The 11,916-nt window shown below is 71.8% G+C and carries 12 protein-coding genes; 5 read left to right on the top strand and 7 right to left on the bottom strand.

Translation table 11 applies throughout. The features are described from left to right. Positions 1-7: 7 nt before the first annotated feature. Positions 8-400 carry a hypothetical protein gene (locus ACWY4P_RS28980; protein ID WP_456203269.1) on the bottom strand — a complete coding sequence of 131 codons (393 nt, stop codon included), beginning with the start codon at positions 398-400 and terminating at the stop codon, positions 8-10. Between the two features lie 88 nt (positions 401-488). On the opposite strand from ACWY4P_RS28980, the gene ACWY4P_RS28975 reads away from it, so the two are divergent. The 4 genes from ACWY4P_RS28975 to ACWY4P_RS28960 all read left to right on the top strand — a co-directional run bounded on the left by ACWY4P_RS28975 (position 489) and on the right by ACWY4P_RS28960 (position 4,291). Beyond that, the gene (locus ACWY4P_RS28975) at positions 489-1,607 is read left to right on the top strand and encodes an LmeA family phospholipid-binding protein (protein ID WP_456203267.1); all 1,119 of its coding nucleotides are present in this window, start codon (positions 489-491) and stop codon (positions 1,605-1,607) included. Positions 1,608-1,741: 134 nt separating this feature from the next. Beyond that, complete coding sequence (locus ACWY4P_RS28970; protein ID WP_456203266.1) at positions 1,742-1,864, top strand: hypothetical protein; 123 nt, start codon at positions 1,742-1,744, stop codon at positions 1,862-1,864. A 201-nt stretch (positions 1,865-2,065) separates the two neighbouring features. Continuing rightward, positions 2,066-2,191 (top strand): hypothetical protein, encoded by a 126-nt coding sequence (locus ACWY4P_RS28965; RefSeq protein WP_456203265.1) that lies wholly within the window; start codon positions 2,066-2,068, stop codon positions 2,189-2,191. 201 nt (positions 2,192-2,392) lie between these two features. Then, complete coding sequence (locus ACWY4P_RS28960) at positions 2,393-4,291, top strand: ABC transporter ATP-binding protein (RefSeq protein ID WP_456213089.1); 1,899 nt, start codon at positions 2,393-2,395, stop codon at positions 4,289-4,291. Positions 4,292-4,307: 16 nt separating this feature from the next. Here the strand turns inward: ACWY4P_RS28960 and ACWY4P_RS28955 are convergent, their stop codons facing one another. From ACWY4P_RS28955 to ACWY4P_RS28930, 6 genes are all read right to left on the bottom strand, one after another. Beyond that, complete coding sequence (locus tag ACWY4P_RS28955; RefSeq protein ID WP_456203264.1) at positions 4,308-5,054, bottom strand: response regulator transcription factor; 747 nt, start codon at positions 5,052-5,054, stop codon at positions 4,308-4,310. Positions 5,055-5,157: 103 nt separating this feature from the next. Further along, complete coding sequence (locus ACWY4P_RS28950; RefSeq protein ID WP_456203263.1) at positions 5,158-6,567, bottom strand: sensor histidine kinase; 1,410 nt, start codon at positions 6,565-6,567, stop codon at positions 5,158-5,160. Next, a complete protein-coding gene (locus ACWY4P_RS28945) occupies positions 6,564-7,310 on the bottom strand; it encodes a response regulator transcription factor (protein WP_456203262.1) in 747 nt (248 codons plus the stop codon). Before ACWY4P_RS28945 ends, ACWY4P_RS28950 begins: the two co-directional genes overlap by 4 nt. A 132-nt stretch (positions 7,311-7,442) precedes the next feature. Beyond that, the gene (locus tag ACWY4P_RS28940) at positions 7,443-8,576 is read right to left on the bottom strand and encodes a S1C family serine protease (protein ID WP_456203261.1); all 1,134 of its coding nucleotides are present in this window, start codon (positions 8,574-8,576) and stop codon (positions 7,443-7,445) included. Between the two features lie 135 nt (positions 8,577-8,711). Next, complete coding sequence (locus tag ACWY4P_RS28935; protein ID WP_456203260.1) at positions 8,712-9,734, bottom strand: LacI family DNA-binding transcriptional regulator; 1,023 nt, start codon at positions 9,732-9,734, stop codon at positions 8,712-8,714. Between the two features lie 24 nt (positions 9,735-9,758). After that, a complete protein-coding gene (locus ACWY4P_RS28930) occupies positions 9,759-10,562 on the bottom strand; it encodes a response regulator transcription factor (protein WP_456203259.1) in 804 nt (267 codons plus the stop codon). Positions 10,563-10,908: 346 nt separating this feature from the next. Here ACWY4P_RS28930 and ACWY4P_RS28925 point away from each other — a divergent pair, with 346 nt between their 5' ends. Next, a complete protein-coding gene (locus ACWY4P_RS28925) occupies positions 10,909-11,850 on the top strand; it encodes an alpha/beta hydrolase (protein WP_456203258.1) in 942 nt (313 codons plus the stop codon). The last annotated feature ends 66 nt before the right edge of the window (positions 11,851-11,916 follow it).

Below are 11,916 nucleotides of genomic sequence, written 5' to 3'. Positions count from 1 at the left end.
GGCATCCTCACGCCTCGGTGCCCGTCCCACCATCGCTTTTCGCGCGACGGGCGCTCAGCACCTCGGGGAAGAGGGTGAAGCCGTCGATCTCCTGTCCCGAGGTCGCACCGGGCTGCCAGCCCTGGGCGAGGGCCGCGTCGAGGAAGGCACGGACCACGCCCGGCTCGTGGAGGTTCAGCCAGCCGAGATCGGGGGAGCCGACCGTGCTCGTGGGGCCGATGGCCGGAGGCTGGTGGAAGGCGAGCAGCAGGCGGCCGCGGCTGCCGTCCAGGCGGAGGGACAGGGTCTCCCGGCAGGTCGAGACGTCCGGCCGCTTGCCGCCCTCGTGGGTATGGCCCACCGACCACAGATAGGTGTCGTCGCCGACGACGAGCCGACGCTTGCTGCGGGAACGGGTCATGCGGGCCACGCTACGCGCTGCGTGCCGTTCGCCACGAACCCTTATCAGGACTTGCGTTCGGGCCGGGCGGGCGTGTTGGGATGGAGTGATGCGATCTCCCGTGCGCATGTTCTCCCCCCTGTCCCGTCAATCCCCCCAGAGCGTCGACCCGGATCCGGAGCGAAAGGTTCCCCGGGGGCTCGCCCGCGTACCGCGCACCACCAAGGTGGTCATCGGGCTTCTGCTGGGCGCCGTGCTGCTGGTGCTCGTGGACCGCTTGGCCGTGATGTACGCCGAGCAACGGGCGGAGCAGACCCTGCGGCACAAGCTCGGTCTGGCAGCGACGCCCGAGGTGAACATCCACGGGTTTCCGTTCCTCACCCAGGTGCTGGGCAAGCACCTGGACGGGGTGGACGTCACCATCCCCGACGTGGCGGCCGGCCGGGTGACCCTCGCCGAGGTACGGGCCGAGGCCACGGACATTGATTTGGTCGGGGGCCTGCCGCTGCCCCTTGACGGGGCCAAGGCGGCCCGGGTGGACGGGGACGTACTGCTGGCCTTCGACGACCTGAACCGCGAACTGGGCGCCTCGCAGGTGACGTTCCGGGTGCTCGACCGCGCGTCGGTGCGCGCGGAGGGCGAGTTGCCGGTGGCCGGACGGCAGGCGCGCATCCACGCCCTGGCGCACATCCGGCGGGACGGCGACCGCGGGGTCGCCACCAGCGTCAGCGACATGCGGCTCGACGTCCCCGGCATCGCCACCTACCGGCCCGGCCAGCCCGCTCAGCTGAGGCTGCACCCCGAGGCCGCGGAACGCATCAGCCGCGACAAGAAGAAAACGCGGGCGCTGCTCGCGGTGCCATCGGTGGCGCGGCAGCTCGGCCTCGCGCCCGAGGCCGTGGAGCAGGCGCTGCGGGACGACGAGCGGCTGGGCCGGATCACCGGGCGGCCGGGCTTCACGGACCGGCTGACGCGGGCCAACCTCGTGGACCTGGTCGCCGACCGCCCCGAGACGCTGGAGAAGGTCGGCGTCGACCCGGTGCTGGCCCGGGCCCTGGTGCGGCTGCGGGCCCAGGATCTGACGGAGCGGGTCGCGTTCTCTTTCCAGCTGCCGAAGCAGGCCAAGGGCCTTCGGCTGCGGAACATCACCGTCGAGCGCGAGGGCATCCGGGCCGACCTGACGGGCTCGGGGCTGGCCGTGGGCGCCGCCCGGCACTCGGCCGGGTGAGCCTCCATGAGGAAATCTCATTGTTTCCTCAATCAGGTCTCACCGAATTTGACTTTCCGTTGTCGAATTCCTCGGTAGTGTCTTTCTCGTTGCACCGGACAGGCGCAGCAAAAGAAGACGAAAGAGGAATTGAAATGAGCTTCAAGAAGGTCGCCCCGCTACCCAAGCCCAAGCACTCGCACAAGCCGCTCCCGAAGCCGCTGCCGAAGCCGAAGAAGGGCCCGAAGAAGCCCCCGCGCCGTCCGATCGAGCACTGAGCGCAGGCTGGGCCGACCTGAGTCAGGTCACAGAAGGGGGCCGGTGGCACACGCCACCGGCCCCCTTCGGCATGTCCGCCATGAGGGTCTTGGCAAATACACAGGCTCCTCTGACCTCGCTCACGGAAACCCCTCCTAATGTTTTCCGTGTCGAAGCCGAACGGCGAGACATCAGAAAAGAAAAACCGAAAGGAATTCACCATGAGCATCCGCAAGGTCGTTCCGGTCAAGCCCGCCCGCAAGCCCGAGGAGAAGAAGAACCAGCACCCGAAGCCGGCGTGCAAGAAGCACAAGAAGCACCAGCGCCGTCGCCCGATCGGTGGCTGACCCACATACCGGAGGCGGGCCCGCGGCACTGTGCCACGGGCCCGCCTCGGCCATGTCCGGACCCGGCACGGCCCCGGCAGCCGGCCGACGCCAGGAGCGGGAGAGACAGAGACAATGACCCCGGCAATGCCCCCAGTGCCCCCAGTGCCCCCAGCGCAACCCACAGCGCGCACCGCGCCCAGCCATGACGACCAGCCGACGATGCAGCTGCGGATGGTCGGAGCCGATCCCGCCCCCGGCCGCGGGCGCCACCGGCGCCCCGAGCCGTACGCCTACGAGATCGCCTACGAGATCGGCGGCGAGGAGGAGAGGGCGGAGGAGCACGCCACCCCGCAGTTGCCCGCGCGCGTGGCCTTCCGCCGCTTCTGGCCGCTGACCCGGGGCGACCGCCGCTGGCTGGTGCTGATCTGCGTCTGCGTGGTCGCCGCCGCGCTCGCCGAGACGGCCGCGATCCTGCTGTTCTCCGACCTGACGGACCACGCCCTGCAGCAGGGCTCGCTCAGCGCGTTCTGGTCCCCCGCGGGGCAGTGGTTCGCCGTGGCGGTCCTCGGCGCGGCGGTCGGGTACACCGGCAACTCGCTCGCGGTATGGACCGCCGAGCGCTTCGTACTGCGCCTACGCGCCCGCGTCTTCGGACACGTCCAGGACCTGCCGCCGCACTTCTTCCAGCGCCACCGCCAGGGCGACCTGCTCGAGCGCCTCACGGGGGACGTCGAGGCCATCGAGCAGATGGTGGTCTCCGGCGTCGTGGGCACCGTGTCCGCCCTGTTCAGCACGGTCTTCTTCGCCACCGCCGCCTTCTGGCTGCGCTGGGACCTGGCGCTGGCCACCTTCGTGCTGGCGCCGCTGTTCTGGCTGGCCGCCCGGCGCTTCTCCGGCCGGATCAAGGCCGTCGCGCGGGAGGAACGCGTCGCCGACGGCGCGATCACCTCGGTGGTCGAGGAGTCGCTGGGCAACATCGTGCTCACCCAGGCCTACAACCGGAAGGCCGCCGAGGAGAAGCGGCTGCACCGGGAGGCGCGCGCCTGGATGCGCGCGTCGGTGGCCGGGGCGCGGATGAGCGAGCTGTACGAACAGCTGGTCGAGGTCATCGAGACGCTGTGCGTCCTCGCCGTCATCGGGCTCGGTGCCTGGGAGATCTCGCAGGACCGGATGACCATCGGCCAGCTCCTGGCCTTCGCCGCCTTCCTCGGCTACCTCTACCCGCCGATCCGCAACCTCGGGCAGCTCGGCCTGACCCTCACCGCCGCGACCGCGGGCGCCGAGCGGCTGCTGGACATCCTCGACGCCGAGCCCGCCGTGGCCGACCCGCCGCCGGGAACGGCCGTCGCGCCCTGGCGGGTGCACGGCACGGTGGAGTTCGACCGGGTGGGCTTCCGCTACCCGGGCGCCGAGAAGCGCACCCTGGCCGGGGTCGCGCTCACGGCCGCCCCCGGGGAGTTCGTGCTGATCACCGGCGCGAGCGGGGCGGGCAAGTCGACCGTCTCGAAGCTGCTGCTGCGCTTCTACGACCCCGCCGAGGGCTCCGTACGCCTGGACGGGGTGCCGCTGCAAGCCATGCCCCTCTCCTTCCTGCGCGAGAACGTCACCCTCCTGCCGCAGGAGACGCTCATCCTGCACGACACCATCCGCGAGAACATCACCTGCGGGCGGCCGGGGGCCACGGACCACGAGATCGTCCAGGCGGCCCGGGACGCGGCGGCCCACGACTTCATCGCCGCCCTCCCCGAGGGCTACGACACCCGGATCGACCCGCACACCGCGCAGCTGTCCGGCGGCCAGTTGCAGCGGGTGGCGATCGCCCGCGCGATGCTGCGGAACGCGCCCGTCCTGGTCCTGGACGAGCCCACCACCGGGCTTGACGCGCTGTCCGCGCGGCGGGTGGTCAGGCCGCTGAGGCGGCTGATGTCCGGCCGTACGACGATCATGATCACGCACGATCTGAACCTGGCGCCGGACGCCGACCGGATCCTCGTCCTCGACCACGGGCGTGTGGTGGAGACGGGGACGCACCGGGAACTGCTGGCCCTGGGCGGGACGTACGCGCGGCTGCACGGCTCCCAGAACGGCACGGAGCTCACGGAGCCCCGCCGGGCCTGACGTTCCAGAACACGGCCTAGTCGCCCGCCAGGGCGCGCAGGACGTACCCCACTCCGCGCACCGTGTGCAGCAGCCGCGGCTCGCCGCCCGCCTCCGTCTTCCGCCGCAGATACATCACATACACATCCAGCGTGTTGGACGTGGGCTCGAAGTCGAACCCCCACACATCGCGCAGGATCGCCGCCCGGGTGAGCACCTGGCGGGGGCGGGAGAGAAACAGCTTCAGCAGCGCGTACTCGGTCCTGGTGAGGTCCAGCCGCCGCCCGGCCCGGGTGACCTGGCGAGTGCCCGAGTCCAGCGTCACGTCCTCGAAGGACAGGTGGGCGGCGGCCCGGGCCGGCTGAGCCCTCATCGGGGCAGCGGCGGGGCCGTGCGTGCCGCGGCGCAGCAGGGCGCGCACCCGGGCCAGGAGTTCCTCGCCCGCGAAGGGCTTCGTCAGGTAGTCGTCGGCGCCGTTGTCGAGGCCGACGATCCGGTCGCCGACCGAATCCCGCGCGGTGACCATCATGATCGGCACGGTGTCGCCGCCGGCCCGGATCCGGCGGGCGACCGCCAGCCCGTCCAGGCCGGGCATCATCACATCGAGCAGCACCAGGTCGAGCGGCCCCGGTCCGATCCGGGCCAGGTGTTCAAGCCGGGCCAGAGCCTCCAGGCCGTCCTGGGCCGTGTCGACGTCGTACCCCTCGAACCTCAGGGTTCTGCTGAGCGCGTCGCGCACCGCGGGATCGTCGTCCACGACCAGAATCCGGGCTGTCTCATGCATGGGCTCCAACCTCGCCGCCGAGCCTGTGCGCAGGCTGAGTCAGGCGTGTCCGGCGGCTGAGAGGGCCAGCGGACAAGAGGTCAGCCGACCCCGCGGCCGGAGATCAGTCGAGCTCCGGCGGCGGCGTGGGCGCGCCCGGGAGCCGGATCCAGGCCAGCGTCCCGCCGCCCGGCGCGGGCTGGAGCCCCACCTGCCCGCCGGACTGCTGGACCGTGCGGGCCACGATGGACAGGCCGAGGCCGGAACCGGGCAGGGCGCGGGCGGACGGCGAGCGCCAGAACCGCTCGAAGACATGCGGCAGTTCGTCGGCGGGGATGCCGGGGCCATGGTCGCGGACCGTGAACTGGCCGTCTTTGAGCACGACCTCGACCACACCACCCGAAGGGCTGAACTTCACGGCGTTGTCGAGCAGATTGACCAGCGTCCGCTCCAGCGCCGCCGCCTCCCCCCGTACGTACCAGGGCCCCAGCGAGGCGTCGATCGTGAGGTCGGCGCCGCGCAGCCGCGCCCGTTCCAGCGCGGCCGCCGCCACGTCGTGCAGCGCGACCACCTGTAGCGGCCCGGTGCCGGGCAGCGCGTCCGGCCGGGACAGCTCTTGGAGGTCGCCGATGAGCGCGGCCAGCTCGGTCATCTGCGCCTTGACGCTGGCCATCAGCGCCTTCCGGTCGGCGGTCGGCAGCGGCCGGCCGGTCTCCTCGCTGCGGGCGAGCAGCTCGATGTTGGTACGCAGCGAGGTGAGCGGCGTACGCAGCTCATGGCCGGCGTCGGCGATCAGCTGCTGCTGCCGCTCGCGGGAGGAGGCGAGAGCGGCCGTCATGGAGTTGAAGGAGCGGGACAGCCGGGCGATCTCGTCTTCGCCCTCGGCGGGGATGCGTACGGCCAGGTCCTCCGTGCGGGCCACGTGCTCGACCGCCTCGGTCAGCCGGTCCACAGGCTTGAGCCCGGTCCTGGCGATCCACAGGCCGGCGGCCCCGGCGCCGAGGACGCCGACGCCCGCGACGAGAAGCATGACCAGCGCCAGGGTGTCGAGGGGGTCGGTCACCTCGTCGAGGGGGCGGGAGACGGACACGGTCAGCGTGCCGGGGCCGGTACTGGTTCGGACCAGCGTTTCCTTGGTGTAGACGCGGACCGCCCGGCCGGTCGTGGTCGTGCCGTCGCGCGTGACCTCCCGCAGCCGGCCGTTGGCGACCTCGGTGTCCTCGTCCGTCACCTTCACCGCTGTCGAGCCGACGACGCACCGGTCGCCGTTCTCCCGGACGAACTGCAGGCCCGCGGGGTCGGGGCCCAGGCGGTCATTGGTCTGCGGCTTGGCCGAACAAGGCAGGCCGAGCAGGCGCTCGATACGGTCCGGGGACACGCTGTCGCGCAGCTTCTGGTCCAGCGCGCTGGTCAGCTCCTGGCGGGTGAGGAACCAGCACGCGAACGCCGCCGCCGCCACCGCGACCGCCACCGCCACCGCGGTCAGCAGCGCCAGCCGCGAGCGGAGCGGCAGCTTACGGAACCGACTCGTCACGGCGTCGTACCGCCCTCGGCCGTGCGCAGCACATAGCCGACGCCGCGCACGGTGTGCACGAGCCGCGGTTCGCCGCCCGCCTCGGTCTTGCGGCGCAGGTACATCACATACACGTCCAGCGAGTTGGACGACGGCTCGAAGTCGAAGCCCCAGACGGCCTTGAGTATCTGTTCGCGGGTGAGGACCTGGCGGGGGTGGGCGAGGAACATCTCCAGCAGCGTGAACTCGGTGCGGGTCAGCTCGACCCCGCGCCCACCCCGGGTCACCTCGCGCGTGGCGAGGTTCATCCGCAGATCGGCGAAGGTCAGTTCGTCTCCGCCGGTGTCCGGGACGGCCCCCGCGGTCGTGACGTACGAGCTGCGGCGCAGCAGGGCGCGGATCCGGGCCAGCAGCTCGTCCAGCTCGAACGGCTTGACGAGGTAGTCGTCGGCGCCCGCGTCGAGCCCGGTGACCCGGTCGCCGACCGTGTCGCGCGCGGTGAGCATCAGGATGGGCACGGTCACCTGGGTGGCGCGCAGCCGCCGGGCGGCGGTCAGCCCGTCCATACGGGGCATGAGCACATCGAGCACGATCAGCTCGGGGTCGTACGCCCCGACCTTCTCCAGCGCGTCGAGCCCGTCCAGGGCCGTCTCGGTCGCATAGCCCTCGAAGGCGAGGCTGCGCTGGAGGGCCTCGCGGACGGCCGGCTCGTCGTCGACGATCAGGATGCGGGCGGGCTGGTCGCCGTGCTCGGCGGGGCTCATGGAACGGGTTCCTCACTCGGAGTCGACGAAACGCGCCGGCGGAAGGCGGCGACGGCAGGGCGGTGGATCCGCTGCCTTCAGCCTCGCACGGGCGGACGGGCACGGGCCTGATGATCCCAGGCGGCGGGCCGGTCAGCTGTTACTGGTGCCTCCGCTGCTGTCGCTGCCGCCGTTGCGCAGGTTGTCGAGGTCGGCCTTGACGGTGTTGACGGGGATGGAGAAGCCCAGGCCGATACTGCCCGCGCTGCTGGAGCCCTGGTCCGCGGCGGACGAGTACATCGCGGAGTTGATCCCGATGATCTGGCCCTTCATGTTGATGAGGGCGCCGCCGGAATTGCCGGGGTTGAGCGAGGCGTCCGTCTGGATGGCCTTGTAGGTGGTGGTCGAGGAGCCGACGTCACCGTTGTACTGGCCGCCGCCGAACTCGAACGGCCACTGCCCACGGCCGCCGCCCGGCCCCTGCTCCTGCCCCTGGCTCTCGTCCGCCGAGACGGTCACATCACGGTCGAGCGCGGAGACGATGCCGCTGGTGACGGTGCCGGTCAGCCCCTCGGGCGAGCCGATGGCCACGACCTGGTCGCCGACCTGGACCCCGCTGGAGTCGCCGAGCGTGGCGGGCTTGAGCCCGCTCGCGCCGGAGACCTTGATCAGGGCCAGGTCCTTGCCCTTGTCCGTGCCGACCACGGTCGCGCTCTTCGTGCTGCCGTCGCTGAAGGTGACCTTGATGGTGTCGGCGCCGGCGATGACGTGGTTGTTGGTGATGATCTCGCCGCCGCTGGTGATGACCACGCCGGAGCCGGTGGACTGACCGCTGCCGGACGTGGCGCTGATCTCCACGATGCTCGGGCTGACCGCCGTCGCGACGGCGCTGACCCCGCCGACCTTGCTGGAGGTGGCGTTGACGACGGTGGTCGTGGTGGAGCTGTCCGACTTCTGGGCCGCGTTCGTGACCAGCGCCGCCGCCCCGCCGCCCACGAGCGCCGAGACCACCGCCACCGCCGCGATCAGCAGGGAGGACTTGGAGACGCGCCGCTTGCGGCGCCTGCCACCGGGCTGCGGAACGGCCGCGGGGTCACCCGAGCCCCCGTCCGCGCCGCCGCTCCCGGGCCACACGGTGACCCCCGAGGGGGTGGTGACGGGTTCCTGGGGTTGGTACGCGGGCGGCGTGGGGTAGCCGGACCAGGCGCCGTGCGGGTGCCCGCCATACGGGGGCTGCGGGGACTGCGGGGGCTCGTGATCGCCGCTGCGGGGCGTGTTCTCCGTCATGTCTATGACTGTGCTCAGCGAATATGAGAACTTCCTGAGTGCTCGCTGAGAAGCCCGGCAGAAGTCGGTATGCCCGACATAAGGAAGCCCACGGCCGGATGCGGGGAAAGCCGGATGCGGGGGAACAGCCGCGCGTCACGCGCAGCCGCAGGACCGCCGCACCACCAACGCCGACGGGAACTGCCGCACCCGCTCCCGCCGCGACGACGCGGGCCGCACCGCGTCATCCAGCACCAGGTCGACCGCCGCGCGCGCCATCGCGGGCCGGTCGGAGGCGACCGTCGTCAGCGGCGGGTCGGTCAGCGCCGCCTCCTTCACGTCGTCGAAGCCGGCGACCGCCAGCTCCCCGGGCACATCGATGCGCAGCTCGCGCGCCGCCCGCAGCACGCCGATCGCCTGGTCGTCCGTCGCGCAGAAGATGGCCGGCGGCCGGTCGGGGCCGGACAGCAGGCCCAGGGCGACCTTGTAGGCGTCGTACCGGTTGTACGGGGCCTGGAAGAGCCGCCCCTCCGTGGACCGCCCGGCTTCCATCATCGCCCGGCGCCAGCCCTCGACGTGGTCGGTGACCGGGTCGCCGACGGTCGGGGTGATCTCCATGCCGCCGATGCACGCCACGTACTCGTACCCGTGCTCCAGCAGGTGCCGCACGGCCAGCTGCGCGCCGCCTGTGTCGTCCAGCACCACCGCCACGTCGTCGATCGCCTCGGGGCGCTCGTGCAGCAGCACGACGCGGGCGTCCCAGGCCTCGATCTCGGCGGCGGCGTTCTCGCTCAGGCCCTGGCTGATGAGGATCAGCCCGGACACCCGCATGCCCAGGAAGGCGCGCAGATAGTGCACCTCGCGCTCGTCGAGGTAGTCGGAGTTGCCGACCAGCACCATCTTTCCGCGCTCGGAGGCGGCCTGCTCGACGGCGTGCGCCATCTCGCCGAAGAACGGCTGGCGCGCGTCCGGCACGATCAGCCCTATGAGGTCGGTCCGTCGGCTGGCCATCGCCTGCGCGACCCGGTCCGGCCGGTAGCCGAGCTCCTTGATCGCGGCGAGTACCCGCTCGCGCGTGGCCGGGGCAACCGGCCTTGGTCCGTTATTGATGACGTAACTGACGACCGCCGTGGAAGTTCCCGCCAGCCTTGCCACATCATCCCGCGTCACCTTGGCCACGCGCGGCAGTCTACGCGGGTCCAGCTACGTGTTGGCCGGGCGTGCGGCGCCGGTTTTCACGTTCTCCGCGCCCGGCGCCCCGTCGCCCGGAGCCTCCTCGCGCGCCGCCCTCGCGGTGTCCGACCTGAGCTTGGCTCCTTCGGTGCCGCGATCGCCCTTCTCCGGCGAGACGAATCGGTAGCCCACATTCCGCACGGTGCCGATCAAGGACTCATGTTCCGGGCCGAGTTTGGCCCGGAGCCGCCGTACGTGCACATCGACCGTGCGGGTGCCGCCGAAGTAGTCGTAGCCCCAGACCTCCTGCAGCAGCTGCGCCCGGGTGAACACCCGGCCGGGGTGCTGCGCCAGGTACTTGAGGAGCTCGAACTCCTTGAATGTGAGATCCAGCACACGGCCCTTGAGCTTCGCGCTGTACGTGGCCTCGTCGACCGACAGGTCGCCGTTGCGGATCTCCATCGGGCTGTCGTCCGTCGTGATCTGCTGGCGGCCCATCGCCAGCCGCAGCCGGGCCTCGACCTCGGCCGGGCCCGCGGTGTCGAGCAGGACGTCGTCGATGCCCCAGTCCGCGGTGACCGCGGCGAGGCCGCCCTCGGTCACCACGAGGATCAGCGGACAGCCCGGTCCGGTGGAGCGCAGCAACTGGCACAGGCTGCGCACCTGGGGCAGATCACGGCGGCCGTCGATGAGAATCACATCGGCGCCGGGGGTGTCGACCAGGGCCGGCCCCTCGGCCGGGGCCACCCGCACGCTGTGCAGCAGCAGTCCGAGCGCGGGGAGCACCTCCGTCGAAGGCTGCAGCGCGTTGGTCAGCAGGAGGAGGGAGCTCATCGGTGATCACCCGCCCTGGCTGTCGTCCTACGGTCGTGCACGCTTCGCTCGCCCATTACGTCGGTTCCTCCTCGGTCCCTGCGAGAGGGGGCACCTCCCAGGCCCGGCCTGGGGGAGTATGCGGCTACTGCTTCGTACCTGGCTGACTCGTACTGCTTTTCCGTGCACCGCTTCGTACACGTACTGCTTCGTGTGTACTGCTTTACGCGGCTTGGCACCACTCTGTGCTGGCTGCGGCTCCGCGCCCTGGAGCGCGTGTGCGCTCAAACGCGCGGAACGCGCCTGAAAGCACAAAAGGACCCGGGGGCTGCTTTGCCCGGATCCTCTTCCCAGAAGAATAACCCACATGACACGTGGGATTAAGGCCGCGTCCGCGCCGCATCCTGTTTCCTTGATCACGGAGCGCGGGCGGCGGGCCAGGCTGTTGACAGACGACGGGGTGGCGATCGAGGCCGCGTACGAGCCGTTCCAGCCGTACGGACCGGGGCCGGACACGGGCCGTCCGGGGCCGGAGCCGGGCCCGGATCCGGCTCTGGCGATCGTGGTCGCGCACGGCTTCACGGGCGCGTTGGAGCGCCCCGCGCTGCGGCGTGCCGCGGCGGCGCTGGGGCGGCACGCGGCCGTGGTCACCTTCTCCTTCCGGGGGCATGGACGCTCCGGCGGGCGCTCCACGGTCGGCGACCGCGAGGTCCTGGACCTGGCCGCCGCGGTGCGGTGGGCGCGCCGCCTCGGGCACCGGCGCGTCGCCACGGTCGGGTTCTCGATGGGCGGTTCGGTAGTGCTGCGGCACGCGGCGCTGTACGGGGCGGGGACCCCGGAGGGGAAGGGGGAACCGGAGGGAAAAACAGGCACGGGGGCTCTTGAGGCGAAAGCGGGCGCAGGGGCGCACAAAGAGGCGCACACCGACGCCGCCGTCGCGGTGAGCGCGGCGGCCCGCTGGTACTACCGGGGGACCGCCCCGATGCGCCGCGTGCACTGGGCGATCACCCAGCCGGCCGGGCGCCTGGTCTCCCGCTACGGGCTGCGCACCCGCATCGACTCCCGCGGCTGGGACCCCGAACCGCTCTCGCCGGTCGCCGCCGCGCCGCTGATCGCCCCCACGCCCCTGCTGATCGTCCACGGCGACCGGGACCCCTACTTCCCGCTGGACCACCCACGGACGCTCGCGGACGCGGCGGACCCGTCGTCCACAGAGCTGTGGATCGAGCCGGGCTTCGGCCACGCGGAGAACGCGGCCGACGCCACCCTGCTGAACCGGATCGCCGCCTGGGCGACGGCCCACACCTGACCGGCCAGACCTGACCGGCCAGACCTGGCCGGGGCGGTCTCGCCCGGCCACACCCGACCGGCCACA

It is taken from the genome of Streptomyces sp. LZ34 (genome assembly GCF_053890475.1).
Note: the sequence above shows the minus strand (reverse complement) of the source record. Positions and strands in the feature narration are given on the sequence as shown.